The sequence below is a fragment of the Microbispora hainanensis genome (assembly GCF_006874475.1).
In the GTDB taxonomy this organism is placed as follows: Bacteria; Actinomycetota; Actinomycetes; order Streptosporangiales; family Streptosporangiaceae; genus Microbispora; species Microbispora hainanensis.
Map to the genome: position 1 here is coordinate 162,474 of NZ_VIRM01000006.1, position 26,019 is coordinate 188,492.

Genomic DNA, 26,019 nt, shown 5'->3' on the forward strand with positions numbered 1-26,019 from the left:
GACTACTCCGTACGACGTAAGCGGCCCCCACACTGCGCCCGGCGCGGTAGCCGGAAGAGTCCTCCCCGGGGCGACGACGGCGAGGACTCGTCGCGGCACGATCTCCACCGAGAGACACTTCTCGGGAAGGACGGAGCGACGATGCTGTTTGTCGAGTTGCTGGTGCCCAAGGGCATGTTCGACGAGTGGGAGCGCCGGGTGCTCGCCGGGCGGCTCACCGCGCGGCGTCTGCTGTCGGCCGGGGACGGCACGACGGCGGCGGCCGACCCCGGTGTCATGGATCTGCTCGACTCGCTCTCCCATGTGGTGGTCCGCGAGGAGGAGGTCTGGATCGCGGGCGGGACCCTGCTCGACACCCCGCTCGACGGCTCGCGGGCCCCCTGTTATGTGGTGAACGTCATCGTCGGGCTGTGGGGGAAGGAGATGAGCGAGCACCTCGTCTCCCGCATCACCGCGGAACTCGCGGAGGCGGAGGGCCGTCCCGAGCCGAACGCCGTGGTGAACGTGATCAGCCTTCCGGAGGGCGGCTACGGCCTGCGCGGGCGGGTGTGGCGCTCCTCGGACTTCCTCGCCCTCATCGAGGACTCCAAGACCGGCCCTGTCGAGGAAACGCCGGACGGCATGGTCGTCGACCCCGTCTGCGGCGCCACGGTGCCGCTGGCCGAGGCGGTGCTCCTGAAGCGCGACGGGCAGACCTACGGCTTCTGCTGCCCCCATTGCCGGGGGCACTTCGTCAGGGAGTCGAGCGCCGCGGGGGCGTCCTGACGACGGCCCGCTCCCGACGAGGCGCCGGGCCGGACCCGGGCTGAAAATTTCACCTGTTCGCGACGGGTACGCCCAGCTCAGCGAGGCTGACGCACGCCACGCTGTTGACTTAACCGGTCAAGCTGACAACGCTTCGCTCCGGTCTTCTATGGCGGTCTCCTACGGCCGCTCTTCTATGGAAGGACGGAGCATGCGACGGAGAGGCGCGATCCTCACCGCACTGGGGCTGCTGGCCGCGGGCGGACTCACCTTGGGCAACACGCCGGCGGCCCACGCCGCCGTGGCGTGCAAGGTCACCTACACGGCCAGTCAGTGGCAGGGCGGCATGTCCGCCAACCTGAGCATCCAGAACCTGGGCGACGCCCTGAGCGACTGGACGCTCACGTTCACGTTCCCCGACAGCGGCCAGAAGGTCACCCAGGGGTGGTCGGCCACCTGGAGCCAGTCGGGCAGCACCGTGATCGCGACGGCGATGGACTGGAACAAGTCCCTGTCCACCGGCGGTTCGGCGAGCATCGGCTTCAATGGATCCTGGTCCGGGAGCAACCCGGCGCCGACCGGCTTCAAGGTGAACGGCGTCGCCTGCGACGGCAGCACGCCGTCGCCGTCCGCGTCGCCCTCACCTTCGCCCTCACCTTCGCCCTCGCCCTCACCCTCGCGCTCGCCGAGCCCGTCGCCGTCGCCGTCGCCCTCGACGTCGCCCAGCCCGCCCACGGGGGCGGCACCGAAGCTGAAGGTGTCGGGCAACAAGATCGTGAACGTGGCCACCGGCAGCCCGTACCGGCTGCTGGGCGTCAACCGGTCGGGCGGCGAGTTCATGTGCGTGCAGGGCCGCGGCATCTGGGACGGCCCGGTCGACAACGCGGCGATCGACGCGATGAAGGCGTGGAACGTCCGGGCGGTCCGGGTCCCGCTGAACGAGGAGTGCTGGCTCGGCCTGAGCAACATCCAGTCCTCGTACGGCGGCGCCGCCTACCAGAACGAGGTCAAGGCATACGTCGATCGGCTGGTCGCCAAGGGCATCACCCCGATCGTCGAGATGCACTGGAACTACGGGCAGTACACCGGCAACTCCTCGGGCTGCTCCGACGTCCACGCGTCGTGTCAGAAGCCGATGCCGGACGCGCAGTACGCCCCGCAGTTCTGGACGGGGGTGGCGAACGCGTTCAAGGGCCGTGACGAGGTCGTGTTCGACCTTTTCAACGAGCCCTATCCGGAGCGCGCGACCGGCAGCGCCGCCTCCGGGTGGGCCTGCTGGCGCGACGGCGGCACCTGCTCCGGCATCCCCTATCAGGTCGCGGGCTTCCAGTCGCTGGTGAACGCGGTGCGGGCCACCGGCGCGACCAACATCATCATGCTGGGCGGCCTGGCCTACTCCAACGACCTGTCCCAGTGGCTGCAGTACAAGCCCACGGACTCGCGCGACAACCTCGCCGCGGCGTGGCACGTGTACAACTTCAACTCCTGCGTCAGCACCTCGTGCTGGGACGGCCAGCTCGCGCCGGTGGCCGCCCAGGTCCCGCTGGTGGCCGGGGAGATCGGTGAGAACACCTGCTCGCACGGGTTCATCGACCAGGTCATGAACTGGTTCGACGCGAAGGGCGCGTCCTACCTGGGCTGGACCTGGAACGCCTGGGACTGCTCCACGGGCCCGTCCCTGATCAGCGACTACAACGGCACTCCGACAGGCTTCGGAGCGGGGCTGCGGGCTCGGCTGCTGTCGTCCTGATTCCGATACGTGGCGTGCCCTCCTTCCCTCCAGCCCCCCGGGAAGGGGGGCGCGTCACACCTGACTTTGCCACCACATGGGCGGTTAGTCCAGAAAGTAAAATTTTCGCCCGAGATGTCGGGATTTGGGGTGTTCTTGGCTTAGTGTCCGGTTACCCAGCCGTGACCAGTCAGGAGATCCCCCATTTCCAGCTACGCGGACCCCATGAACGCCCTGCGGGACCAGGCAAGCCTGGCGAAGGGCGAGACGCACCACGCGGCCGCCGTGCCCCAGCATCGGCAGGCCGCCCCCGCCCGCCCCGCCCCTGAGGCGGGCTCCCCGCACACAGCCGCCGACGCGGGCGCCGCGCCCGCCATTCCCCCGGTCGGCTGCCCGACCGCCGAAGGCAAGACCGTCCTGCACGCCGGCAAGACGACCGCGTCGTACTTCTGGGACGACGGGTCGGGCGTCAACGGCGACACCGGCGCCCCGGCGTCGGGCGAGCCGATGCAGAAGGGCCTGGCCGCCAGCCCGAGCTGGCCGATGGGCACCAAGGGCTACGTGATCTACCAGGGGAAGAAGGCCGAGTTCTTCATCGGCGACCGCGGCCCCGGCATTCCCTCGAGCAACGGGGTCATGCTCGACCTCGACGGCAAGACGTTCGCCGACCTGACCGGCGGCACCTGGGACAGCGACTCGCTCACCGTCGACGACGCGGGCGGGCTCGGCCACATCCCCGTGCACTACGTGATCACCGAGTGGGGCAAGGGCCTCGGCAAGACCGGCGAGCCCAGGCCGTTCTCGTCCGGCGCGTACGGGGTCAAGGACCACCCGAAGCCCCCGCCGCCCTGCCCCACCGCGGCTCCCGCTCCCTCCGCCCCACCCGCCGCGTCGCAGGACGCCGCTCCCGCGCCCGCGCCCGGGGTCAAGGAGAGCTCGGCCCCCGGGGCCTCGCCCTCGGTGGCACCCGCCGCGTCGGCCGTGTCCGCTGTGCCCGCCCCGTCCGCGCCGCCGACCCCGCCTGCCGCGCCCGACTCGCCGGGCACGCAGGCCGCCGCGGCCCGGATGTTCCCGCTCTCCGGCACGGCGGCGGCGAACGCCGGGACCACTCCGGCAACCACCCAGAAGGTCGCCGCGAAGACCGCCACGGAGACCGTGAAGGGGGCGAGGTCCGGCGGGGTGCTGGCATCCCCGGCGTTCACCCCGGCGTCGGCCGTGGACGGACAGGCGGATGAGGCGGTTCCGGCCTTCTCGGTCGCGATCGTGGTGTGCGCGCTCGTCGCCGTGGGCGCCAAGGCCGTGCTGAGCCGTCCCGCCCACGCCGCCGCGCACCAACCGGGCCGCCACCGCAGGCGGTAGGGACGGCGTCCGCCGCGGGCCGGGACCGCGCGGCTTTACCGCTTGCGGCGCTTGAGCGCTCCGGCCACGCGCTTGAGCACGCGGTCCCACTCCGAGCCGAACGGGTTGTCCTGCACCAGATAGGTCCAGGTGGCCGTGGGCCGCTTGAGGCCCTGCTCCGCGAGGTCCCGGGTGACGTCGGCCTTGTCGAAGGTCTCCGTGGAGCGCCGCTCGACCTCGTCGAGCATCGCCCGGTAGGCCGGAACGGCCTCGCGGTTGAACTCGTCGAGCGGGTTCAACCGCCCGAGGGCCCGCAGGTGGATGCCCTCGCGGAGGTCGGCGAGGAAGCCGAGGTGCTCGGTCCAGCAGCGGTCGAGGTGATACAGCACGATCTGCCGGGCCGCCCGCTCGACCGCCTCCTCGCCCGCCGTCTCGCACAGCTCGCGGTAGCGCTCCGGACGGGCCTGCTCCAGGGCCCGCGCCCCGGTGTCGCCGTACAGGACGCGGTCGCGCCGCTCCAGCACCTCCGTCCGCTGGCGCTCCTGCAGCCGCGTATAGCGCCAGGTGTTGCGGTGGATCTCCAGGTTGACGCCCTCCGCCACGCGCTGGGCGTGCGCCACCAGCGCGGCGGCGTTCGGGTCCCGCACCAGGCCGTCGCGACCGGCCGCGGGCAGCGACTGGTCCGGTGCGTACGCGGTGAGGAGGGTGTCCTCTCCGCTGACGAAGAAGACCGAGCCGCCGGGGTCGCCCTGCCGTCCGGCGCGGCCCCGCAACTGGTCGTCCAGCCTGCTGCTCTCGTGCTTGCCGGTGCCGATGACGTAGAGCCCGCCGAGCGCGGCGACCTCCCGCTCCTCGTCCGGGTCGCCCGCGCCGAGCCGGATGTCGGTGCCGCGCCCGGCCATCTGGGTGGAGACCGTGATCGCCTCGCGCCGGCCGGCCTTCGCGATGATCTGCGCCTCCTCGGCGTCGTTCTTCGCGTTGAGCACGGCCGCGCTCAGCCCCTTGGCCTTCAGCGCCTCGGCCAGGCGCTCGGACTCGGCGACGTCGAGCGTGCCGACGAGGATCGGCTGCCCGGTGCCGTGCCGGGTCTCGATCTCCTCCAGCAGCGCCCGCTCCTTGTCCTCCAGCGTGGCGAAGATCCGGTCGGGCTCGTCCACCCGTACGCACGGTTTGTTGGGCGGGATGACCGCGACCCTGAGGTCGTAGAACTCGCGTAGCTGCTCGGCCACCGCGATGGCGGTGCCGGTCATGCCGCACACGCGCGGGTAGCGGCGGATGAGGCTCTGCACGGTGAGCGAGTCGAGGATCTCGCCCGTCTCCGACGCCGGCAGGTGCTCCTTGGCCTCGACGGCCGCCTGCAGCCCGTCCGGCCAGCGCTGCAGGACGGCGACCCGGCCGCGCGAGGTGTTGATCAGGTGGACCCGGCCGTCCCTCACGATGTAGTCGACGTCCCTGGTCAGCAGCGCGTGGGCGTGCAGGGCGAGGTTGACCTGGGTCACCACGCCGGGGTGCTCGTAGAGGTCGATCCCGAGGGCCTTCTCGACCGTGTCGGTGCCCTTGGGGGTGAGGAAGACGCTGCGCCCCTCCTCGTCGATCGTGTAGTGGTAGCCGCGCGACAGCCGCCGTACGAGCGCGGCCATCTCGGGCAGCGCCGTTCCGGGGTCGGCCGCCCCGGCCAGCACGAGCGGCACGCGGGCCTCGTCAACCAGCACCGAGTCGGCCTCGTCGACCAGCGCGACCTCGGGGGCGGGCACGACCAGCTCGGCCGGGTCGGTGCGCAGGCGGTCGCGCAGCACGTCGAACCCCAGCTCGCTGACGGCGCCGTACGTGACGTCGCAGGCGTAGGCCGCCCTGCGCTCCTCGGGAGCCGAGGTCTCGGCGATCCACCCGGCCGTGAGGCCGAGCGTCTCGTAGAGCGGGCCCATCCACTCGGCGTCGCGGCGGGCGAGGTAGTCGTTGACCGAGACCGCGTGGACCCGGACGCCGCGCAGCGCGAACCCGGCCGCCGTCAGCGCGCCGACGAGCGTCTTGCCCTCGCCGGTGGCCATCTGCACCACGTGGCCGTCCAGCATGGCGAGCATGCCCACGAGCTGCACGTCGTACGGCCGCTGGCCGAGCGCCCGGCGGGCGGCCTCGCGCATCACCGCGCAGAAGTCGGCGGAGCCGACCCAGCCGGGATCGGCGGTGGGGGGGCGAAGGTCGGCGCGCCGGGCGACCTCGCTTTCCAGCTCGCCCGCCTCGGCCACGATCCGCTGGAAGGGGGCCAGATCGACGCTTCCTGGTTTGTCCAGAAACCGCCTGATCCATTCGCCTACCCGTGCCACATCCGCTCCAACGACTCGCTTGCCGGACTGGTTCCACATGCCCGGTTCATGGTCCCACTATCGGCGCGGATTTCCGCGGGCCGGCTACCTGACACTCCCTGACAGGTATACGCGACAGGATGAGTGCCATGACAACGACAGCGAAGCTCATCGCCGTGACCCTCGACTGTGCCGAGCCGAAGAAGCTCGCCGAGTTCTACTCCCAGGTCACCGGATTCGCCGTGCAGTACGCCGAGGAGGAGTACGCCGGGATCGGCGACGGCGCGACGAGCATCTACTTCCAGCGCGTGCCCGATCGGAAGGCCCCCTCCTGGCCCGGCGCGGACAAGCAGTTCCACCTCGATTTCCGGGTGCCCGACGTGGCCAAGGCGGTGGAGGAGTACATCGCCCTCGGAGCCACCAAGCCGGAGTTCCAGCCGGGCGACTGGGTGGTGCTCGCCGACCCGGAGGGCCACCTTTTCTGCGTGTGTCCCGAGAGGTCCTGAGGCGAGCCCCGAGAGGTCCTGAGACGAGCACAGTGGAGCGGCGACATCACCCGGCCCCCGCCACGTCGGCGGGGGCGTGGTGGTCGACGGAGCCTCGGTCGGGTGCCGGTAAAGCCCTACTTGTGTCGCGGGATCCCGAGGCGCGTGTCGCGTCCCACTAAGCTTGCGTGGTGATTTCTCGACACACCGGCGGGCGCGCATGACCTGGGTGGGAGTGGTGATCGCCCTCGTCGGCGCGCTGGGATACGCCCTGGGCGCGGCGCTGCAGCAGTTCGAAGCGGTGAGCGAGGGGGCGACCCTCGCCCTCGTCAGAAGGCCCCGCTGGTGGATCGGCGGGGTCATCGGTTTCGCCGGGGCGTCCCTGCACGCGGTGGCGCTCAGCGTCGCTCCGCTGGTCGTCGTCCAGCCCGTGAGCGTGGCGACCCTCGTGTTCGCGGTGCCGCTCGCCGCGACGCTGCACGGCAGACGCCCGCGCCGGGCCGAGATCGCCGGGTCGATCGCGGTGGCGGTCGGCCTGCTCGGATTGATGCTGCTGGTCCCGGCGCACAACGTGACGCCGGTCCTGTCCGACGTGCACGCCCTGGAGCTGATCGGCTGCGTCGCCCTGGTGGTCGCCGTCGCGTTCACCGTGGCCCGCCGGCTCAAGGGGCCGGCGAAGGCGCTGCTGATGGCGGTCGGCGCCGGAGCGGTCACCGCCACCGTGTCCACCTTCGTCCGGGTCGTCGGCGGAGGGCTCGAAGGAGATCTCGGCCGCCTGCTCCACTGGTTCACCCTGGCCATCCCGGTGCTGCTGGTCTGCGCCGTGGTGCTGCTTCAGAAGTCGTACGCCGTCGGCTACTTCGGCATCGCCTACGCCGGGGTCCAGGTCGTCGACCCCATCACCTCGGTGACCGCCGGAGCGGTGCTGCTGGGCGAGTCGCTGCCCACCGAAATGAGCAAGGCGATTCCCGCGCTGCTGGCGGCCGGGCTGCTGATCGCCGGGACGATCACGCTCGGCCGTCTCACTCCCGACCATTCCAAGCCCGCCGCCGCACCGGCCGAGCCGGAGAGGATCGGCGACCCGGTGGTCGCGTCCGAGGCGGCCTGACCTCTCAGGCCCGACTCTCAGGCCTGGCCTCTCAGGCCTGACCTCTCAGGCCTGACCTCGGGAGGCCGCCGGCCTCTCCGGCTGCCGGCCTGTCTCTCCGGCTGGTGGACTCGGCGATCTCAGGGCGCCCAGGTGAAGATCTCGTCGCCCTGACGCAGCGCGACGTTGGGCCCCAACCGGCCCGCCGCCCGCATCGCGCCGTTCCGCAGGGTCACGGCCACCGGGTTGCGCCACCGGGTGAGCCGGCAGATCGCCCGCGACCGTCGCACGATCGGCGTCGTCCGCGCCAGCCGTTCCCGGCTGTAGGCCGCCAACCCTGCGGCCGGCCCCGCGGCCGGGTTGTCGCCGCCGGGGGAGACCCGGCCGGCGAGCACGACGGCGTCCTCCATGGCCTGGCAGGCCCCCTGCCCGAGGTTGGGCGTCATGGGGTGGGCCGCGTCGCCCAGCAGCGCGACCCGTCCCACGTGGAAGGCGGGCAGCGGGACGTCGAGGCTGTGGATGTCGTGACGGAGCACGGCCGCGGGGTCGGCGGCCTCCAGCAGTGCCGGGATCGGGTCGTGCCAGCGGCCGAACAGCCGGAGCAGTTCGTCCCTCTCGTCCGCCGCGCGCAGGCCCGGCGGGACCGTCGCGGTGGCGTAGCAGTACACCTGGCCGCCCGCGAGCGGCATGACCCCGAAGACCAGCCCGCGTCCCCAGGTTTCGGAGGCCAGCACAGTTTCGGAGGCGGGCACAGTCTCGGAGGCCAGCACAGTTTCGGAGGCGGGCACAGTTTCGGAGGTGAGCACAGTCCCGGACGCTCCCGTCACGCCGGGCAGCGGCACGACCGCCCGCCAGCTCGTCACGCCCGCGTAGACCGGCGCGGGATGCCCGGGGAACAGCGCCGAGCGGATCGCGGAACGGATCCCGTCGGCCGCCACGACGAGGTCGGCGTCGAAGGTCTCCGCCGTCCCCGACACGACGACGCGGCCGGTCGAGGGATCGACGGACTCGACCGGGGTGTTCACCCGCAGGGCGCCGTGCGGCAGGCGTCCGGCGAGGATGCCGACCAGTGCCGAGCGGGTGAGCAGCACCATGGGGTCGCCATATCGCGCGGCGGCGTCCTCGGCGGTGGTCCGCGCGAGCCATCGGCCGTCCGGCAGCCGGAGGCCGCTCTGGCCCTGGATGGCGGAGAGCTTCCGCACCTCGTCGCCGGCCCCGATCACGTCGAGCGCCCGCAGCGCGTTGGGCGCGACCGCCAGCCCGGCGCCCACCGGTTCGATCGAGGGGGCCCGTTCAAGGATCGTCACCTCCCAGCCCTTGTGCGCCAGCGCGAGGGCCGCCGTCAGCCCGCCGATGCCCGCCCCGATCACCACCGCGTGCGCCATGCCCGCCTCCTCGACACTACAGATGTAGTGACCGTACTACACCTGTAGTCCGCCCCCTACGATGAGGGGGTGAGGAGTCAGCGTGCGGTCGTCGTCGCGGACGCGGCCATCGCGATCCTGGCCGAGCGGGGGATGCGCGGCCTCACCCATCGGGCGGTGGACGAGGCCGCGGGGCTGCCGCCGGGCTCCACCTCCAACCACGCCCGCACACGGGCGGCGCTGCTGGAGCTCACGCTGGCCCGGCTCACCGAGCGCGAGGAGGCCGTGTTCGCCGCGGCGATGGCGCCCGCCGGCGACATGCCCGCGGGTGCGGGCGAGGCGGCCCGGCTGGCGGATCTGCTGGCGCGGACGATGTACGCGGCGATCACCGTGCACCGCGAGACCACGATCGCGCGATACGAGCTGGCGCTGGAGGCGACCCGGCGCCCCGAGCTGCGAAAGACATACGACGAGGTGGGGCGCCGGATCCGGGAGCAGGTCGTCGCGGCGCTGGCCGCCGCCGGCTCGCCCGATCCCGTGCGGCACGGCCGGCAGATGGTCGCCTACATCGAAGGGCTGCTGTTCGACGCGATCGTGGGGGCGGGGGAGGTGCCGACCCTCGACGAGCTCGGCGCCGCCTTCCGGGAGCTGCTCGGCGTCGTCTCGGGCAGGTGAGCCCCGGCTCGTAGAAGCGTCCGCTCACCGTCCGGCGGGGCGATAGACGGTGATGATCACTCCCGTCCCGGTCGCCGCCCACTCGACCAGCCGGAAGTCCCGCAGGCCCGAGCCCGAGCCCAGGTCCGAGCCAGAGTCAGGGAACAGCCGGCGGCCGGAGCCGAGCACGAGCGGGTGGACCAGAAGGACCAGCGTGTCGACGAGGTCGCGCGACAGCAGCGACCGGACCAGGACTCCGCTGCCGAACACCACCAGGTTCTCCGGCAGCTCCTCCTTCAGGCGGCTCACCGCGTCGGCGGCGTCACCTCCGAGGAGCACGGAGTTCTCCCAGGAGAGGGGTTCGGCCAGGGTGGTGGACGCCACGTATTTCCGGGCGCGGCCGAGGGCCTCGCTGAACGGGTTCGGCGGCTGCTCGGGCCAGTAGCCCGCGAACTGCTCGTAGGTCGTCCGGCCGGCCAGCAGCGACCACGCGCTCGACATGTGGCGGCCCATGACCTCCTGCATGGCGGGGTCCTGGTGCCGGCTCGCCCAGCCGCCGTGGCGGAAGCCCTCGCGCGGGTCCTCGTCGGGGTTCCCTGGCGCCTGCATCACGCCGTCAAGCGTCAGGTGCTCGATCGCGACGACCTTGCCCATGCCGTGTCTCCTTCACCGTCGTCCGTCGGTCTCACCCCCTACACGAACGACAGGACGCCGGATCGACACGGGCCGGGGGCGTTATCGCCGGGCGGCCAGCAGGCGGGCGCGGTGGGCCGGCCACTCGTCGTCGAGGATCGAATAGAGGGGGCTGTCGCGCCAGGTGCCGTCCGCGCGGCGATACTGCCGCCGGAGCACGCCCTCGCGGACGCCGCCGATGCGCTCGATGGCCGCCTGCGACCGCAGGTTGCGGATGTCGGTCTTCAGCACCACGCGGACGAACCCCAGGGCGAAGGCGTGGTCGAGCAGCAGGACCTTGCACTCGGTGTTGACGGCGGTGCGCCAGTAGGCCCTGCCATACCAGGTGGAGCCGATCTCCACGCTCTCGTCGAAGCCGCCGACGTCCCAGTAGCCGGTCGAGCCGATCGCCCGGCCGGTCTCCTTGAAGACCACCGCGAACTGGGTGGTGCGCGGGTCGGCGATCAGCTTGTCCACCAGGCGGCGCGTGTCGTCCTCGGTCCGCGGCGTGGGTTCCGGCCGGTGCCGCCAGATCTCCTCGTCGCTTGCCGCGAGGAACAGGTCGGGCACGTGGCCGGGGGCGAGCGGCTCAAGGCGTACGACGCGGCCGTCGAGCACGGCCGGCGCGGGCAACTTCGCGGTCATACGGCCGACGTTATCGCCGGTCCGGGCGGCGAGCGGATGGCCACTTCGGGCGCAACGGCGAGGACCACTTCGCCGTGACCGTGTCGACACACATACCGTCTGGTCGGTACGCTGGCGGGGTGACTCCAGACCCGCCCGGCCTCGACCTCACCCGCCTCGCCGAGCACCTCCATCGCGAGGGCCTGACCGAAGGACCGCTCACGGCGGAGCTGATCGTGGGCGGCAAGTCCAACCTGACGTACGTCGTCAGGGACGGCACGAGCACGTACGTCGTGCGGCGGCCGCCGCTCGGGCACGTCCTGGCGACCGCGCACGACATGGGCCGTGAATATCGGGTCATGAGCGCGCTCCGGGACACCGGCGTCCCGGTGCCCCGCACCTACCACCTCTGCCGCGACTCCGAGGTCGTCGGCGCGCCCTTCTACGTCATGGAATACGTGGAGGGCGGGCAGCCCCAGCTCACCCCCGGCCTCGCCCACGGGCTGGTGGACGTGCTGGCCGCGCTGCACTCGATCACCCCAGAGAGCGTCGGCCTCGGCGACTTCGGCAGGCCGGACGGCTTCCTGGAGCGGCAGGTCGCCCGGTGGAAGCGGCAGCTCGACGCCTCGCGCAGCCGCGAGGTGCCCGGCATCGACGACCTCTACGAGCGGCTCGCCCGCGACGTGCCCGCCTCCGGCGCGCCGGCGATCGTGCACGGCGACTTCAAGCTGGGCAACACGCTCATCGCCGACGACGAGGTGCGGGCCGTGCTCGACTGGGAGATGTCCACGCTCGGCGACCCGCTCACCGACCTGGCGTTGTTCCTCCTCTATGGCGAGTTCGCCTCGCTCGACCGCGGCGCGGCCGGGGAGGCGCCGCCCGGCGCCGAGCTGAGCCTCCACTATGAGGAGGCGGCCGGCCGCGACCTGTCCCGGCTCGGCTGGTACGTCGGCCTCGCCTGCTTCAAGCTCGCGGTGATCGCCGAGGGCATCCATTTCCGATACACGAAGGGGCTCACGGTGGGGGAGGGCTTCGCCGAGGTCGGCGACCAGGTCGCCCCGATCGTCGCCCGCGGGCTGATGGAGGTCTGATGGACTTCGCGTTCGACGCGACCACGAACCGCTACCGCGACCGGCTGCTCGATTTCATGGACGAGTGCGTCTACCCGTCCGAGCACGCCTTCCACGAACAGGCGGCCGGAAGCGGCTGGAGCCCGCCGCCGATGCTGGAGGACCTCAAGGCCGAGGCCCGCTCGCGCGGCCTGTGGAACCTCTTCCTCCCGCCATCCGATGCCCGGGGCGAGCATGGCGCCGGACTGACCAACCTCCAGTACGCCCCGCTCGCGGAGATCATGGGCAGGTCGCCCGGCATCGCGCCGCCCGCGACCAACTGCGCCGCGCCCGACACCGGCAACATGGAGCTGCTGGCGGAGTTCGGCAGCGAGTGGCAGCGCAAGGAATACCTGGAGCCGCTGCTGGCCGGGGAGATCAGGTCGGCCTTCGCGATGACGGAGCCCGACGTCGCCTCCTCCGACGCGACGAACATCGCGACCTCCATCAGGAGGGACGGCGGGGAGTACGTCGTCAACGGGCGCAAGTGGTTCATCACCGGCGCGATGAACCCCAACTGCAAGGTCTTCATCGTGATGGGCAAGACCGACCCCGAGGCGCCCAAGCACCGCCAGCAGAGCATGGTGCTCGTCCCGCGGGACACTCCCGGTCTCACCGTACGGCGCGGCATGACGGTCTTCGGCTACGACGACGCCGACCACGGCGGCCACGCCGAGGTGGTGTTCGAGGACGTACGGGTGCCGGTGGACAACCTCATCGGCGAGGAGGGCGGCGGGTTCGCCATCGCCCAGGCGCGGCTCGGGCCGGGCCGCATCCACCACTGCATGCGGCTCATCGGCATGGCCGAGCGGGCGGTGGAGCTGATGTGCCGCCGGGTGCTTGAGCGCGAGGCGTTCGGCAAGCAGCTGGCCCGGCAGGGCGTGATCCAGGACTGGATCGCCGAGTCGCGGGTGCGCATCGAGCAACTGCGCCTGCTGGTGCTGAAGACGGCCTGGCTGATGGACACGGTCGGCAACAAGGGCGCGCACACGGAGATCCAGGCCATCAAGATCGCCGGCCCGGCGACGGTGGAGTGGATCCTCGACAAGGCCATCCAGGCGCACGGCGCCGGCGGGATCAGCCAGGACTTCCCGCTGGCGGCGCTGTGGGCGGGCGCGCGGTCGCTGCGGTTCGCCGACGGCCCCGACGAGGTCCACAAGCGGTCGCTGGCCTATCGCGAGCTCAAGAAATACATGGGGTGATATTTCGTGGCATGGGATGAGGCGTCGGTCGCCGAGCGCGCCAGAGCCTTCCTCGCGGAGCACGACCCGGCGGCCATGGACCGCCTGGAGTTCCTGCGCGCCCGGTTCGACGCCGGGCTCGCCTGGGTGCACTTCCCGGAGGGCCTCGGCGGGCTCGGCGCGCCCAGGGAACTGCAGGCCGTCGCTGAGCGGGAGCTGAAGGGCACGCCCGACAACCGGCCGGGCCGGATCGGCATCGGCCTCGGCATGGCCGCCCCGACGATCCTCGCCTTCGGCACCGAGGAGCAGAAGAAGCGCTTCCTGCGGCCGCTGTGGACGGGCGAGGAGGTGTGGTGCCAGCTGTTCAGCGAGCCCGGGGCCGGCTCCGACCTCGCCACGCTGGCCACCCGGGCCGTACGCGAGGGCGACGAGTGGGTGGTGGACGGCCAGAAGGTGTGGACGTCGAGCGCGCACACCGCGCGCTGGGCCATCCTCGTGGCCCGCACCGACCCCGGCGTGCCCAAACACCGCGGGCTGACCTACTTCGTGTGCGACATGCACGCCCCCGGCGTCGAGGTGCGCCCGCTGCGCCAGATCACCGGTGAGGCCGAGTTCAACGAGGTCTTCCTCACCGGCGTGCGGCTGCCCGACGCGCTGCGGCTGGGCGAGGTGGGCGACGGCTGGCGGGTCGCGCAGACCACCCTCATGAACGAGCGGGTCGCCATCGGCGGCACGCCGACCCGGCGCACGATGATGGGCGTCGTCGCCGAGACCTGGCGTTCCCGGCCCGAGCTGCGCACCCACGACCTGCACCAGCGGCTGCTCAAGCTCTGGGTCGATGCCGAGGTCATGCGGCTGACCGCCGTACGGCTGCGCGAGCAGCTCGCCGCCGGGCATCCGGGGCCGGAGGGATCGGGCATGAAGCTGGCCTTCGCCCGGCTGCACCAGGAGCTGTCGGGCCTGGAGGTCGAGCTGCTCCGCGAGGACGGCCTGGCCTACGACGACTGGACGTTCCGCCGCCCCGGCACGGTCGACTTCGTCGGCCGCGAGGCGGGCTACCGCTACCTGCGCGCCAAGGGCAACTCGATCGAGGGCGGCACCTCAGAGATCCTGCGCAACATCATCGCCGAACGCGTCCTCGGCCTGCCCTCCGAGCCGCGCACCGACAAGGACGTCGCCTGGAAGGACCTCCCCCGATGACGCTGCTGTACACGGAGGTCGAGGAGGAGCTGCGGGCCGCCGTCCGCGACCTGCTCACCGACACCTGCCCGCCGTCCGCCGTGCTCGACCGGGCCGGCTCGGCCGCCGCGGGCGGCACGCCGCACGACGCGGGGCTGTGGAAGGCGCTGGCCCGTGACATCGGCGCGGCCGGGCTGCTGATCCCCGAGGAGCTCGGCGGCGCGGGCGCCTCGACGCGGGAAGTCGCCGTCGTGCTCGAAGAGCTGGGCCGGGCCGTGGCTCCGGTGCCGTTCCTCGGCAGCGCCGTCCTCGCCACCCAGGCCCTGCTGGTGGCGGGGGGAGAGGTGGCCGGCGAGCTGCTGGGACGCCTGGCCGCCGGGGAGGCGACCGCCGCGCTCGCGGTGTCGTTCGCCGCCTCGCCGTACGCGCCCCCGGCCCCGGTGGCGACCCTCGGCGAGGACGGAACGGTGACCGGCACGGTCACGGGGGTGATCGGCGCGGAGGCCGCCGACGTCCTGCTCGTGCCGGTGCGGCTCGCGCAGGGCGTGGGGCTGTGCGCGGTCGAGACGTCGCCCACCATCCAGGGGAGCGTCGAGGGGGCCGTGCGGGTGACGACGGTCACCTCGCTCGACCTGACCCGGCCCATCGCGACCGTCGAGTTCGCGTCGGCGCCGGCGCGGATCGTCGCGAGGGCCGAAGGGCTGGAGCTGCCGTGGGTGTGGGAGGCTTTGGCGCGCGGCGCCGGCCTGCTCGCCTCCGAACAGCTCGGCGTCGCCGAGTGGTGCCTCACCACGACGGTCGCGTACGTGAAGGAGCGCCGGCAGTTCGCCCGGCCCGTGGGGTCGTTCCAGGCGGTCAAGCACCGGCTGGCCGACCTGTGGCTGGAGGTCGTGGGGGCCAGGGCGGCGGCCCGCAACGCGGCGGCCCTGCTGGCGGAGGCGCCCGCCGCGGGACCGCTCGGCGACGAGGCGGCGGTGGCCGTCGCGGTGGCGCAGGCCCACTGCGGGGCGGTGGCGGTGCACGCCGCCGAGGAGTGCGTGCAGCTCCACGGCGGCATCGGGATGACCTGGGAGCACCCCGCACACCTCTACCTCAAGCGGGCCAAGGCCGATCAGATTGCGCTGGGCACGCCGGGCGACCACCGCGACGCGCTCGCCGGTCCGGCCGACCTTCCGGCGCCCATGTGAGCTGTGTTTCCGGGCGTGATCAGGGGCGCAGCGAGTTGAGGAGGAGGTCGGCGAAGTGGCGGCCGACCTCCTGGCCGGTCAGCGGGCCGTCCGGGTGATACCAGGTGCCGAGGTGGTGGACCGAGCCGAAGAAGAAGTCGACCACCATCTCGGCGGGGATGTCGTCGCGGAAGACGCCGTCGCGCTGCCCCTCGACGACGAGGTCGCGGAACCGCTCGTGGTAGCGCCGCCGCTCGGCCCGCACGCTCTTGTACGTCTCCGGTGCGAGCTGGTGCATCGACCTGAAGAAGATCTTGGAGTCGTCGAGGTTGTCGACCGTGGTCACCACCACGTCCATCGCGGCGGCGTGCAGCCGCTCGGCCACCGGGCCCTCCGCGTCGGCGAACCGGTTGAGGCGCTCCATCTGCAGGCGCAGCACCCGGGCGTAGATCTCGTGGAGCAGGTCGTCCTTGGAGTCGAAGTAGTGGTACATGGCGCCCTTGGTGACGCCGGCCGCCGCGACGATCTCCTGCACCGACGTGCTCTCGAAACCCCGCTGGGCGAACAGCCGGGTGGCCTCGGCGAGCAGGCGCTGCCGTACCGGCTCCTCCAGGGACCCGTTCGCGCGGTCCCCCGTTACGCGGCGGGCCATTGCCGACCTCCTTCGTCTCTCGGTCAAGCATACCGACTGGTCGGTCAAGTGGCGGCACTGGCGTAACTGCGCTACTTCCCTCACCTTAGGAGGGTTGGGATTCCCGCTCGGGTATCCCGGAGAAAGCCGCATGCCTAGTGTGGGGGGTTTCGCGTGCCCAGTGGGTCCATTTACGTCCCGAAGGATGAGAAGTTCACGGGCGCATCGCCGCAGAATCTGTACGAGACGTTCTGGTTCGCCGGGCGCAAGAACCGCATCCGGCTGCGGGCCGCCGTCGCCTTCGCGGGGTTCGTCATCGGCAACCTGATGGGCCCGCGGTTCGGGCTGAACATGTTCGCCGCCGGTGTCGGCCTGGGCGTCCTCGCGGGCGGCACCGATCTGTTCATCGCCTGGCGCCTGCACGAGCGTACGGCCGTGTGGCGGGGCAAGCGCCGCGGCGAGGTGCGTACGGGACGGCTGCTGCGGTTCGCGCTGCGCCGGCACGGTTATCGGGTGATGGACGGCCGGGCCGTGCCCGGCGAGGCGTCGATCGACCACCTCGTCATCGGGCCGGGCGGCATCTGGATCGTGGACAACGAGGCGTGGTCGCCCGACACCCTGATCGCGCGCTACGGCGAGCGGCTGTTCTTCGACGAGAAGTTCGGCACCTCGGTCGCGAAGGGGCTCATCTCCGCCGCCGGGTCGTTGGCCGCGCTGCTGACCAAGGAGACCGGCATCGAGGTCTCCATCGACCCGGTGCTCGCCGTGCACGGCGGGAAGATCAAGGCCAGGGGCGGCGTGCTGCACGGAGAGGGCCTGACTGTGGCCTACCCGGGCAGGGTGGCTCGCTGGATCCGCGCGCACGGGTCCGAGAGGTTCACCGAGGAGCAGATCGAACTGCTGGCCCGTACGGCGGCACGTATCCTGCGCCGCATGAGCTGAGCCGCATGAGCTGAGCTGAGCGGCCCGCGGCCGTGTCGATTCGGGCGAAGGGAATCGACTCCGGCCGGCGTCTCTCAGGCCGGCGTCTGTCAGGCCGGCGTCTGTCAGGCCGGCGTCTGTCAGGCCGTGTCTCTCAGGCCGGCGTCTGTCAGGCCAGTGTCTCGACGAACGCGGCGAGCTGGGCGACGTTGCGGCACTCGTGCATGGGCACGACCGAGCCGTACGCCGTGGCGAGGGAGTCCCCGGTGTCCCACTGGGCCCGGGGCTCGGGGTTGAGCCAGTAGGCGTGCCTGGCCTGCCCGGCCAGCCGCTTCAACGTGCCCAGCGCGGGGACCTGATAGTTGGACCTGGCGTCGCCCAGGATCAGCAGCGACGTCCGGGGGCCCACGGCGTCGGGGAAGCGTTCGGCGAAGCGCTCGAAGACATGGCCATAGTCGGTGCGGCCGAACCTGACGATGTCGGCCTCGTCGGTGAGGCGGCCGATGGCGTCCAGCACGTCCGCGCCCGGGGCGAACAGGTCCGTGATCTCGTCCACGGTGTCCACGAACGCGAACGCCCGCACCTTGGTGAACTGCTCCCGGAGCGCGAACGTCAGCAACAGCGTGAAGTGCGAGAACGTGGAGACCGAGTCGCTGGCGTCGCACAACACGACCAGCTCGGGCCGGTGGGGGCGGGGCGGGCGCAGATGCGTGGTGAGCGGCACTCCACCCGTGGACAGCGAGGCCCGCACCGTGCGCCGGAAGTCGAGCCGCCCGCGCCGCCCCCGCTTCTGCCTGATCGACAGCCGCGTGGCCAGGCGGCGGGCGAGGGGATAGACCTCCCGGCGCAGCCGGGCCAGCTCCTCCTTGGTCGCGCGCAGGAAGTCGACCCGGTCGATCGGCGGCCGCACCGTAGACCTGGCGATCTTCTCGACGCCCGACTCCTCGGCGATCCTGCGGCGTATGTCGGAGGCGACCGCGTCGGTGAACGCTTCAATGGTCCGCGAGATGTGCCGCCGGGCGACCTTCTCCGGCAGGCCGCCGCGCTCGTCGAGCATGGCCGCCAGCATCCGGGCCACCAGCGTCTCCGGCGACAGCGCGCGCAGCACCGGGAAGGAGAACCACGACTGCCTGCCGGGGGCCGCCTGGACCTGCCCGAACCGTCCGGCCATCGCCCGCGCGAACTCCCGGAAGGCGGGGTCGGCCGGATCGCCCATCAGCAGCTCCGCCAGCCGCTCGCGCAGCTCCGGCAGCGCGGCGTCGCCGGGGATGTCCGCGCTCGCGGCCGGACCGGTCACCGGCGGGAACCACAGGTCGAAGAGCAGGTCGAACCCCGGCCGGTGGGCGGGCCGCTTCACCAGCGTCGCGGCGTACGCCTCACGCAGCGTCTCCCGCTCGGCCAGGTCGATGACCATGAGCGCGTGGGCCGCGTCCAGGCCCTCGGCCGGGGAGACCGGCAGCCCGGCCTCCCGCAGCGCGTGGACGAACCCCACGTGCCGGTCCACGAGGGACGCCGGAGCCGTCATGACCGGGACGGCAGGCCGAGCTCCTTGGCGGCCCGCACCTGGTCGGAGTTGTGCTTGAGCACCACGCCCAGCGTCGCGCCGATCAGCGCCTCGTCCAGCTCGGTGCGGCCCAGCGCGAGCAGGGTGTGCGCCCAGTCGACGGTCTCCGCGATCGACGGCGACTTCTTCAGCTCCAGCCCCCGCAGCGTGGCCACCGTACGGGCGAGCTGGTCGGCGATGCTCGCGGGCAGGCCGGGGATCTGCGCGAGCAGGATGTCGCGCTCCCGTTCCGGGGTGGGGTAGTCGAGGTGGAGATAGAGGCAGCGCCGCTTGAGCGCCTCCGACAGCTCGCGGGTCGCGTTCGAGGTCAGCACGACGTACGGCCGGCGTGCGGCGGTGATCGTGCCCAGCTCGGGGATCGTGATCTGATAGTCGGACAGGATCTCCAGCAGCAGCCCCTCGACCTCGACGTCGGCCTTGTCGGTCTCGTCGATGAGCAGCACCGTGGGCTCCTCGCTCCTGATCGCCCTCAGGAGGGGGCGTTCGAGCAGGAACTCCTCGGAGAAGATGTCGTCCCAGGCGCCGTCGTCGGCCTGGATGCGCAGCAGCTGCTTCTTGTAGTTCCACTCGTAGAGCGCCCGCGCCTCGTCCAGGCCCTCGTAGCACTGCAGGCGGATGAGCCGGGCGCCGGTGGCCTGCGCCACGGCCTTGGCGAGCTGGGTCTTGCCCACCCCCGCCGGTCCCTCGGCCAGCAGTGGCTTGCCCAGCGCTCCGGCCAGGAACACCGATGTCGCGATGCCGTCGTCGGCAAGGTAGCCGACGGCCGCCAGCCGCCCCCGGACCTCGTCAGGCGAGGCGAACCACATGTGCGCTCCCAACCGCTGAACCGAATGTTGTTCTACTCTAACCGGATTTTGTCTGATCTGGCCGCTGCGGTAACCTCTAAGAGCTTTCGCGCCGCTAGCTCAGTTGGTTAGAGCAGCTGACTCTTAATCAGCGGGTCCGGGGTTCGAGTCCCTGGCGGCGCACCAGCAGGAAACCCCAGGTCGGCATCGTCGGCCTGGGGTTTCTCATTGGTGCTCGCTTCGGTGGCGCGCCGTTCCCCTGGCGCTCTTCCTGCTGCTGATCGCCGCCACGCTGCTGTCGAGCGGCTGACGCCGGGAAGGGCCGGCGCCGCGAACCGGCCTGAAGTGCTATTCGAACGGCGCCGATCGCACTTTCGGCTGATACCGGGCCAGGCCCGGACCTCGCAGGATCAGGCCATGCCATACAACGATCCGCACGCGGCGCCGAGAGCCGAGGGCCCCACCAGGCATGACGAGGCACGTCCGGCTCCGACCGGCCGTCGCCGGAGCAGCGGGAAGCCGGCGTTCCGGACTCCGATCCTGCGGGCCGGCCTGGCCGGGATCGCAGCGCTGCTCACCCTGACGGTCACCGCATCCTGGACGCCGGCGTCCGCCTCGTCCGCGGACGCCTCCACCGGCTCTTCGGTCACGACGAGCAGCACGCCGTATCTGCCCGAGCCGACCGGTCCCCATCCGGTCGGCACAACGTCCCTGCGTCTGGAGGACACCTCACGCCCCGACCCCTGGGTCCCCGAGGCCGAGTCGAGGGAGCTCATGGTCTCCCTCTGGTATCCGGCGAGGTCCCGCAACGGACGGCGTGCGCCCTACATGACGCCCAAGGAGTCGGAGCTCATCCTGAAGGGCAAAGGGGTCACGGGCGTGCCGTCCGACGTGCTGAGCAGAACGCGGACCAACGCGTTCAGCGGCGCCGAACCGGCGGGACGTGGACACACGCTGCCCCTTGTCGTGCTCTCTCCCGGCTTCACCGACCCCCGGAGCTCGCTCACCGCCCTGGCCGAGGAGCTGGCGAGCAGAGGCTATGTGGTGGCCGCCATCGACCACACGTACGAGACCTTCGCCACCACGTTTCCCGGCGGGCGGGTGACCACCTGCGCCGCGTGCGAGCTCGAAGGCGTCGACGACTTCGGTGAGAAGGCGGTGAAGAACCGGGCGGTCGACGTCTCCTTCGTGATCGATCAGCTGACCGGTCCACACGCCACGTGGACGGGCGCTTCGCTGATCGACGCGTCCCGGATCGCGATGGCGGGCACCTCCCTCGGAGGCGCGAGCGTCGCCGAGACGATGCTGAAGGACTCCCGCGTACGCGCGGGAATCAACATGGACGGCCTCATGTTCGCCCCCATCCCCGCGAGGGGGCTGGCGCGCCCGTTCCTGTTTCTGGGACAGCCGTTGCACAGCCCGGGCGGCATGGACGCCACGTGGGACCGCGACTGGGAACACCTGACCGGGTGGAGGCGCTGGCTCGTGGTGGCCGGAGCGGTGCACCCGTCCTTCAGCGACTACGACCTGCTGGCCCAGCAGATCGGCGTCGACCTCGGCAGCGAGCTTCCCGGGCGCCGCTCCGTGGACATCACCCGCAGGTACGTCCGGGCGTTCTTCGATCTGCACCTGCGCGGTAAGCCCCAGCCTCTGCTGCACAGGCCGTCGGTGCGCTATCCCGAGGTCGAGTTCTGCTCGCCGGAAACGAAGACCTGCGGGTGATCATTCGAGTTCCTGGCCGCGCGCCTCACATCCCCGGTCAGCAGGGCCGGGTCGCCGTCGTCACCGGCGCGAACTCGGGGCTCGGCCTGGTCACCGCGACCGAGCTCGCCCGGCACGGCGCCCACGTCGTGATGGCCGTACGCGACACCGCCGCGGGCGAGCGGGAGGCCGAGACGATCCGGCGATCCGCGCCCGGAGCCGAGATCGAGGTGCGGCAGCTCGACCTGGCCTCGCTCGCGTCGGTGTACGCGTTCGCGAAGGAGCTGGCCGCCGACTTCCCGGCGATCGACCTGCTGGTCAACAACGCCGGCGTGGTCCTCCTCGGCCCCGCCCGCACGACGTCCGACGGGTTCGAGCTCCAGCTCGGCACCAACATGCTGGGCCACTTCGCCCTCACCGGCCTGCTGCTCGGCAACCTCGGCCGGGCGGACGCCGCACGGGTGGTCGGCCTCAGCTCGATCACCCACAAGAACGCCCACCTCGACTTCGACGACCTGATGTCGCGGCGCGACTTCAGCGCGAGCCGCGCGTACGGCCGCTCCAAGCTCGCCACGACCGTCTTCGGCCTCGAACTCGACCGCCGCCTGCGTGCCGCGGGCTCACCGGTCGTCAGCGTCCTCGCCCACCCCGGGCTGTCGAGGAGCAATCTCACTCCGCGGGCCTGGGAACACCGCGGGCGGCTCGGCCGGATCGTCGCCCGAGCCGGGCTGCTGGTGACGCAGCCCGCCGAGCGAGGGGCGCTGCCCCAGCTCTTCGCCGCCACCGCCCCCGGCGTACGCGGCGGTCAGTTCTTCGGACCGTCCGGCCCCTGGGAGACGCGCGGCCGCGTCGTGGAGGTGCACCCCAGCACGGAGGCGGCCGACCCGAGCGTCGGCCGCCGCCTGTGGACCGCCGCCGAGACCCTGACCGGCGTCACCTACCTCTGACCCCGCGTCCTGGCTACCCTCGGCCGGGGGCCGTTCCGAGATCTATGAGAGGCAGGTGTGATGGCCGGCTACCACACCCGCTGGGTGCGACCGTTCGCCTGACCCCCGGATAGGTGGGGTCCACGCGCCGTCGTCCAGGACGATCCCGGTCATGTGATCACACTACGACGAGGGCGCGGACTCCTGAACCCGCTCGTACGGCGGCGCCGGGTCGAGCGTCCCGGCGCCGCCGTTCAGAGGACGGGGATCAGTAGAGCTTGACCTCCGGCACCGGCAGCTTCACCTGCTTCGGGCCGTGCCAGTCCTTGTGGCCCTTCGGCAGGCTGAGCAGCGAGCCGACCAGGTCGAGCGGAAGCGAGACGCTGCTCTTTTTGAGATCGACGGTGACGTTCGCACCGGTGGCCTGCTCGCGGCTGTAGGTGGAGTCGGTGCCCGCGATCACCAGGCCGATCCTGTGGCCCTTCTTGAACGTGTACTCCTGCGGCAGGGTCTTCCACGTGACCTGCGCGTACGTTCCCGGGGTCAGCGGCGACGACTGGCTGAGGGAGTCGCGGTTCTGCGCGTCGATCCAGCCGCGGGCCACGACCTCCAGGGGCCGGGTGGCCAGGTTGGACGCGACCTTCTTGTAGCAGCCGTCGTCGTCGGCGGTGCCGTCGCCGTGGCAGTCCTCCTCGGTGAGGGTGGTGATGCCCTGCCCGAGACGCCAGTCGATCCGGGTGTCCTCGCCGAAGTCGACCAGGAGCGCGGTCAGGTTCGAGGTCGGCTTGTCGAGGGAGATCCGCAGGTCCACCTCGGGGGTGCCGGACATGCGCAGGTTCAGCGGCAGCTCGCCGGTGGTGAAGGCGATCCTGCCCGGCGCGGCCGTGCCGGCGTCGGCGACCATCGCGTCCTCGGACTGGCGGGTGTCGGTGAAGACGGCCGTCTCACCCTTCTTGGCGGGCAGCAGGCCGAGCGAGCCGTCGGCGGCCGGGCGGAGCGGGACCTTGCGGGCGAGCGGCGCGGGCCAGTCGCGCTGCGTGATCCACTCGGCCGGGCCGACCTGCACGTCGGCGCGCGGCTCCCGCATGATCCCGTTGTTCACGCCGAGCAGCCAGTGGTCGAACCACCGGTGCAGCGTGTCGACCCACACGTCGCGGCGTCCCTCGAAGTCGAAGGGGTCCACGTGCTGATACTGGCCGACCCAGATCTTGCGCGGCACGTCGCGGTCGGCGAGCGCCTGCCACCACACCGAGAAGTTGTCGGGCTTGACGTTCAGGTCGTTGACCGTGTGCACGACGAAGACGCTGGCGTGCACCTTCGAGGCGTCGCCGAGCGACCCGGCGACGTAGTCGCGCTCGGCCCAGAAGCCGTTGTAGTTGCCCGTGGTGTCGTCGGCGTCGACGTCGAGCCGGGCCCGCTTGGCCGCGCACTTGGCGGCCGGGTCGGTGTCGACGGCCCGGGACAGGTACGACATGTAGTTGAAGTTGTAGATGACCGCGTTGGAGCGCTGGTACTTGTACCAGGAGCTGATGGCGGAGATCGGGACGATCGTCTCCAGGCCCTCGACCCCGGTCGCCGCGACCGCGTTGGCCAGCGTGCCGTCGTACGACTTGCCGATCATGCCGGCCTTGCCGGTGCTCCAGTCGGCCACCGCGGGGGAGCCGTCGTCGTGGAAGGCGGGGGCGCGGCCGTTCAGCCAGTCGATGACCGCCTTGCCGCCCAGGACGTCGGCGCTGCCGCCGACGTCCGGGCAGCCGTCGGACTTCGTGGTGCCGACCATGTCGACGTTGAGCACGGCGTATCCGCGCGGCACGAAGTAGTTGTCGTAGAACAGCGGGAACTTCACGGGCTCGCCCGCCGCGTCGTACACCTTGCGCTCGGACTCGTTGCCGCGCCCGGAGTTGTCGTAGTAGGGGCTCTCGTCGATGATCGTCGGCACCTTGAGCCCGGGGCCCGACTCCCTGGGCCTGATGATGTCGACCCTGACCCGGTCGAGGCGGCCGTCGGAGTCGCTGTCGACGCTCGACTCGACGTAGACGTGCTCGCGGATGGCGTCGGCGTAGGAGAAGACCGGTTGGGTGCGTCCCTTGTCGACGGTGATGGCCGGACCGGTGGCCGCGTGGGCCGGGGCCGCGCCGATCGCGGCCACGGCGACCGCGGCGATGGCTGCTCGTAACAGCACGGAGAGCCTCCAGAGGGGGTGTGGAAATCACCCGCAAATCTCCATGCGTGCCGCTATGCCGACAAGATCCCTTTATGCGATCGACATCACCTTGATCCTGCTGTGTGACAGAAGTGGTTCACGGGGGTCAGGAAGCGTTGTGAGATTGCGGCCGGTTCATCGGGGTGACGAACACCGGCGTGCCGGAGACGGCCAGGCGCAGCCGCCGGTCGCGGACCTCGACGGCGTGCGGCTCGCCGAACGCGTCCACAGCGGTCGCGGCGGACGCCGGCCAGGGCCAGGAGACGGCGACGGGCGGCTGATCCTGGTCATCGACCATGTCGCGGTGGTCCCACAGCACGAGCAGCGGTTCGTGTCCGGCACGCTCGACCTCGAACGCGTACAGATCGGGCGCGTCGGCGGACGGGACGCGGGTCACCCGCCGGGCGCCCGCGAGCTGCGCGGCGAGCAGGGCGAAGGTGTCCGCCGCCGGGTGCCGGACGGTGAGCTCGCCGTCGCGGTAGCCGAGCATGGCGAGCTTGCCGAACATCAGATGCATGATCTGCAGAGGATCGGCCAGGCCGGGCACCTCGGGCGCGAGGTTCCAGTAGAGGGTGCGGCGGACCCCGGACGCCAGCGCCTGCAGGGTGCACGCGACGAGCTGGCGGCAGTTGATCCGGTGTCGCCTGGCTTCCAGCTCGGGCGGGCACCCTTCCATGAACATCTGCAGCCGGGGCGGGAGCTGCGGCATCCGGGCGTACAACGCGGCCATGGCCTGCCGCTCGGGGGTGTCCTGCCGCGCCCTGGCGGCCAGTTCTTTCGTGCTCTGCACGGCCGGCTGGCTCGTGCTCTGCACCTGCCCGCCCGCCTCGGCGAAGGCCTTGGCGAACACCTCGTACATGACGGCCTGGGCTTCGGGGAACTCGAACGGCACGGGCGCGGCGAACTCGCCTGCCACCACCGGCCGGAGACAGTCGTGCGCCCGCATCAGCTCCCGTACGGCCTCGATGTGGGCGGGGACCGCGGCGGCGTCGCCATAGAGATGCACGTCGAAGAGGTCGAAGGCGTCCCGGCCGCCGCGCAGCACCTGCTCGAAGAAGCGCCACGGCTCGCTTCCCGGCTCGCCGCCGAGCACGTCGTAGCCGCACCCGCCGAGCACCACGGCGGCCGCGGGGTCGGCCTCCTTGACCGCGGCGTACATGACCTTGAGCTGCGCGACGTACTCGTCGGCGGTGCCCGCCCACAGCAGGTCGGTGTTGCTCGGCTCGTTGTCGCACTGCCAGTAGCGCACCCGGCCGGCGCAGCGGCGCACCACCCGGCGGACGAACTCGGCGTACGCGTCCAGGTCGAGCGCGGGGGAGGGCGGCAGGAAGTCGGTCGGCGTCCGGGTCGCCCAGGGGGAGCTGGAGCACAGCGTGATCCACACCTCCTCGTCGCCGTCGAGCTGGCCGAGCAGCGCGTCGACCATGTCCCAGCGGTAGTGGCCCGGCTCGGGCTCGACCTGGCTCCAGTAGACGTACGCCCGCAGGATCCCGGCCCCCAGTGACCGGGCCTGGGGGACGAACGTGCCGGGCGGGCCGAACAGCCCGTAGCTGATGCCCCTCACCACGCCCAGCCGGATCCCCTGCGGTTCGTACGCGTCGCTCATCGCTCGCCCCATCGGTGCCTCCGTAAGTTTATGACGTACACATAGAG

General features: G+C 71.7%; 22 protein-coding genes and 1 tRNA gene. 14 read left to right on the plus strand and 9 right to left on the minus strand.

The window, feature by feature from the left end; all coding sequences use genetic code 11:
* Nucleotides 1–141: 141 nt before the first annotated feature.
* The 3 genes from FLX08_RS07595 (at nucleotide 142) to FLX08_RS41965 (ending at nucleotide 3,832) form a co-directional block, all read left to right on the plus strand.
* Nucleotides 142–765, plus strand: a complete 624-nt coding sequence (locus tag FLX08_RS07595; RefSeq protein ID WP_142617491.1) for a YHS domain-containing protein — start codon at nucleotides 142–144, stop codon at nucleotides 763–765.
* Nucleotides 766–955: 190 nt separating this feature from the next.
* Nucleotides 956–2,494: a cellulase family glycosylhydrolase gene (locus FLX08_RS07600; protein WP_142617492.1), complete on the plus strand. Its 1,539-nt coding sequence runs from the start codon at nucleotides 956–958 to the stop codon at nucleotides 2,492–2,494.
* A 204-nt stretch (nucleotides 2,495–2,698) separates the two neighbouring features.
* Nucleotides 2,699–3,832: a hypothetical protein gene (locus FLX08_RS41965; protein WP_244312475.1), complete on the plus strand. Its 1,134-nt coding sequence runs from the start codon at nucleotides 2,699–2,701 to the stop codon at nucleotides 3,830–3,832.
* Nucleotides 3,833–3,867: 35 nt separating this feature from the next.
* Here the strand turns inward: FLX08_RS41965 and secA2 are convergent, their stop codons facing one another.
* Entirely contained in the window at nucleotides 3,868–6,135 is a 2,268-nt protein-coding gene (gene secA2, locus FLX08_RS07610; protein ID WP_244312476.1) for an accessory Sec system translocase SecA2, read from the minus strand.
* A gap of 128 nt (nucleotides 6,136–6,263) precedes the next feature.
* Between secA2 and FLX08_RS07615 the strand changes: the two genes are divergently transcribed.
* Nucleotides 6,264–6,620 (plus strand): VOC family protein, encoded by a 357-nt coding sequence (locus FLX08_RS07615; protein WP_142617494.1) that lies wholly within the window; start codon nucleotides 6,264–6,266, stop codon nucleotides 6,618–6,620.
* A gap of 199 nt (nucleotides 6,621–6,819) precedes the next feature.
* The gene (locus FLX08_RS07620) at nucleotides 6,820–7,707 is read left to right on the plus strand and encodes a DMT family transporter (RefSeq protein ID WP_142617495.1); all 888 of its coding nucleotides are present in this window, start codon (nucleotides 6,820–6,822) and stop codon (nucleotides 7,705–7,707) included.
* A gap of 119 nt (nucleotides 7,708–7,826) precedes the next feature.
* On the opposite strand, the gene FLX08_RS07625 is transcribed toward FLX08_RS07620, so the two are convergent.
* Nucleotides 7,827–9,071 (minus strand): FAD-dependent monooxygenase, encoded by a 1,245-nt coding sequence (locus FLX08_RS07625; RefSeq protein ID WP_142617496.1) that lies wholly within the window; start codon nucleotides 9,069–9,071, stop codon nucleotides 7,827–7,829.
* Between the two features lie 69 nt (nucleotides 9,072–9,140).
* Between FLX08_RS07625 and FLX08_RS07630 the strand changes: the two genes are divergently transcribed.
* Nucleotides 9,141–9,725, plus strand: a complete 585-nt coding sequence (locus tag FLX08_RS07630; RefSeq protein ID WP_142617497.1) for a TetR/AcrR family transcriptional regulator — start codon at nucleotides 9,141–9,143, stop codon at nucleotides 9,723–9,725.
* Between the two features lie 24 nt (nucleotides 9,726–9,749).
* On the opposite strand, the gene FLX08_RS07635 is transcribed toward FLX08_RS07630, so the two are convergent.
* Together FLX08_RS07635 and FLX08_RS07640 are read right to left on the minus strand one after the other, a co-directional pair.
* Nucleotides 9,750–10,358, minus strand: coding sequence for a dihydrofolate reductase family protein (locus FLX08_RS07635; protein WP_142617498.1), 609 nt, complete (start codon nucleotides 10,356–10,358; stop codon nucleotides 9,750–9,752).
* Nucleotides 10,359–10,439: 81 nt separating this feature from the next.
* Nucleotides 10,440–11,021, minus strand: a complete 582-nt coding sequence (locus FLX08_RS07640) for a GNAT family N-acetyltransferase (protein ID WP_142617499.1) — start codon at nucleotides 11,019–11,021, stop codon at nucleotides 10,440–10,442.
* A gap of 119 nt (nucleotides 11,022–11,140) precedes the next feature.
* Between FLX08_RS07640 and FLX08_RS07645 the strand changes: the two genes are divergently transcribed.
* Genes FLX08_RS07645 through FLX08_RS07660 form a run of 4 tightly spaced genes read left to right on the plus strand, consistent with a single transcriptional unit; the run spans nucleotide 11,141 to nucleotide 15,656 of the window.
* Nucleotides 11,141–12,091 (plus strand): phosphotransferase family protein, encoded by a 951-nt coding sequence (locus tag FLX08_RS07645; RefSeq protein WP_142617500.1) that lies wholly within the window; start codon nucleotides 11,141–11,143, stop codon nucleotides 12,089–12,091.
* On the plus strand, nucleotides 12,091–13,311 hold the full coding sequence (locus FLX08_RS07650; protein ID WP_142617501.1) for an acyl-CoA dehydrogenase family protein: 1,221 nt from the start codon (nucleotides 12,091–12,093) through the stop codon (nucleotides 13,309–13,311). Before FLX08_RS07645 ends, FLX08_RS07650 begins: the two co-directional genes overlap by 1 nt.
* A gap of 6 nt (nucleotides 13,312–13,317) precedes the next feature.
* A complete protein-coding gene (locus FLX08_RS07655; RefSeq protein ID WP_142617502.1) occupies nucleotides 13,318–14,490 on the plus strand; it encodes an acyl-CoA dehydrogenase family protein in 1,173 nt (390 codons plus the stop codon).
* On the plus strand, nucleotides 14,487–15,656 hold the full coding sequence (locus FLX08_RS07660; protein ID WP_142617503.1) for an acyl-CoA dehydrogenase family protein: 1,170 nt from the start codon (nucleotides 14,487–14,489) through the stop codon (nucleotides 15,654–15,656). Before FLX08_RS07655 ends, FLX08_RS07660 begins: the two co-directional genes overlap by 4 nt.
* Nucleotides 15,657–15,675: 19 nt before the next feature.
* Here FLX08_RS07660 and FLX08_RS07665 read toward each other — a convergent pair whose 3' ends face one another.
* On the minus strand, nucleotides 15,676–16,287 hold the full coding sequence (locus FLX08_RS07665) for a TetR/AcrR family transcriptional regulator (RefSeq protein ID WP_142617504.1): 612 nt from the start codon (nucleotides 16,285–16,287) through the stop codon (nucleotides 15,676–15,678).
* Nucleotides 16,288–16,440: 153 nt separating this feature from the next.
* On the opposite strand from FLX08_RS07665, the gene FLX08_RS07670 reads away from it, so the two are divergent.
* On the plus strand, nucleotides 16,441–17,208 hold the full coding sequence (locus FLX08_RS07670; protein ID WP_142617505.1) for a nuclease-related domain-containing protein: 768 nt from the start codon (nucleotides 16,441–16,443) through the stop codon (nucleotides 17,206–17,208).
* 148 nt (nucleotides 17,209–17,356) lie between these two features.
* On the opposite strand, the gene FLX08_RS07675 is transcribed toward FLX08_RS07670, so the two are convergent.
* Together FLX08_RS07675 and FLX08_RS07680 are read right to left on the minus strand one after the other, a co-directional pair.
* The gene (locus tag FLX08_RS07675; RefSeq protein WP_142617506.1) at nucleotides 17,357–18,712 is read right to left on the minus strand and encodes a vWA domain-containing protein; all 1,356 of its coding nucleotides are present in this window, start codon (nucleotides 18,710–18,712) and stop codon (nucleotides 17,357–17,359) included.
* Nucleotides 18,709–19,557: an AAA family ATPase gene (locus FLX08_RS07680; protein ID WP_142617507.1), complete on the minus strand. Its 849-nt coding sequence runs from the start codon at nucleotides 19,555–19,557 to the stop codon at nucleotides 18,709–18,711. Before FLX08_RS07680 ends, FLX08_RS07675 begins: the two co-directional genes overlap by 4 nt.
* 88 nt (nucleotides 19,558–19,645) lie before the next feature.
* Between FLX08_RS07680 and FLX08_RS07685 the strand changes: the two genes are divergently transcribed.
* The 3 genes from FLX08_RS07685 to FLX08_RS07695 all read left to right on the plus strand — a co-directional run bounded on the left by FLX08_RS07685 (nucleotide 19,646) and on the right by FLX08_RS07695 (nucleotide 22,184).
* A tRNA-Lys gene (locus tag FLX08_RS07685) sits at nucleotides 19,646–19,722 on the plus strand.
* A 231-nt stretch (nucleotides 19,723–19,953) separates the two neighbouring features.
* A complete protein-coding gene (locus FLX08_RS07690) occupies nucleotides 19,954–21,258 on the plus strand; it encodes an alpha/beta hydrolase family protein (protein ID WP_142617508.1) in 1,305 nt (434 codons plus the stop codon).
* The gene (locus tag FLX08_RS07695) at nucleotides 21,255–22,184 is read left to right on the plus strand and encodes an oxidoreductase (RefSeq protein WP_244312477.1); all 930 of its coding nucleotides are present in this window, start codon (nucleotides 21,255–21,257) and stop codon (nucleotides 22,182–22,184) included. The genes FLX08_RS07690 and FLX08_RS07695 overlap by 4 nt, the downstream gene beginning before the upstream one ends.
* Before the next feature lie 247 nt (nucleotides 22,185–22,431).
* On the opposite strand, the gene FLX08_RS07700 is transcribed toward FLX08_RS07695, so the two are convergent.
* Nucleotides 22,432–24,345 carry a Xaa-Pro dipeptidyl-peptidase gene (locus FLX08_RS07700; RefSeq protein ID WP_142617509.1) on the minus strand — a complete coding sequence of 638 codons (1,914 nt, stop codon included), beginning with the start codon at nucleotides 24,343–24,345 and terminating at the stop codon, nucleotides 22,432–22,434.
* A 127-nt stretch (nucleotides 24,346–24,472) separates the two neighbouring features.
* Nucleotides 24,473–25,984 (minus strand): glycoside hydrolase 5 family protein, encoded by a 1,512-nt coding sequence (locus FLX08_RS07705; RefSeq protein WP_142617510.1) that lies wholly within the window; start codon nucleotides 25,982–25,984, stop codon nucleotides 24,473–24,475.
* Between the last annotated feature and the right edge of the window lie 35 nt (nucleotides 25,985–26,019).

Coding starts and splice junctions, on each gene's coding strand:
- FLX08_RS07665 (WP_142617504.1), bottom strand. CDS start 16,287: ATGGCCCGCCGCGTAACGGGGGACCGCGCGAACGGGTCCCTGGAGGAG.
- FLX08_RS07625 (WP_142617496.1), bottom strand. CDS start 9,071: ATGGCGCACGCGGTGGTGATCGGGGCGGGCATCGGCGGGCTGACGGCG.
- FLX08_RS07635 (WP_142617498.1), bottom strand. CDS start 10,358: ATGGGCAAGGTCGTCGCGATCGAGCACCTGACGCTTGACGGCGTGATG.
- FLX08_RS07680 (WP_142617507.1), bottom strand. CDS start 19,557: ATGTGGTTCGCCTCGCCTGACGAGGTCCGGGGGCGGCTGGCGGCCGTC.
- FLX08_RS41965 (WP_244312475.1), top strand. CDS start 2,699: ATGAACGCCCTGCGGGACCAGGCAAGCCTGGCGAAGGGCGAGACGCAC.
- FLX08_RS07620 (WP_142617495.1), top strand. CDS start 6,820: ATGACCTGGGTGGGAGTGGTGATCGCCCTCGTCGGCGCGCTGGGATAC.
- FLX08_RS07615 (WP_142617494.1), top strand. CDS start 6,264: ATGACAACGACAGCGAAGCTCATCGCCGTGACCCTCGACTGTGCCGAG.
- FLX08_RS07595 (WP_142617491.1), top strand. CDS start 142: ATGCTGTTTGTCGAGTTGCTGGTGCCCAAGGGCATGTTCGACGAGTGG.
- FLX08_RS07600 (WP_142617492.1), top strand. CDS start 956: ATGCGACGGAGAGGCGCGATCCTCACCGCACTGGGGCTGCTGGCCGCG.
- FLX08_RS07705 (WP_142617510.1), bottom strand. CDS start 25,984: ATGGGGCGAGCGATGAGCGACGCGTACGAACCGCAGGGGATCCGGCTG.
- FLX08_RS07690 (WP_142617508.1), top strand. CDS start 19,954: ATGCCATACAACGATCCGCACGCGGCGCCGAGAGCCGAGGGCCCCACC.
- FLX08_RS07640 (WP_142617499.1), bottom strand. CDS start 11,021: ATGACCGCGAAGTTGCCCGCGCCGGCCGTGCTCGACGGCCGCGTCGTA.
- FLX08_RS07675 (WP_142617506.1), bottom strand. CDS start 18,712: ATGACGGCTCCGGCGTCCCTCGTGGACCGGCACGTGGGGTTCGTCCAC.
- FLX08_RS07660 (WP_142617503.1), top strand. CDS start 14,487: ATGACGCTGCTGTACACGGAGGTCGAGGAGGAGCTGCGGGCCGCCGTC.
- FLX08_RS07650 (WP_142617501.1), top strand. CDS start 12,091: ATGGACTTCGCGTTCGACGCGACCACGAACCGCTACCGCGACCGGCTG.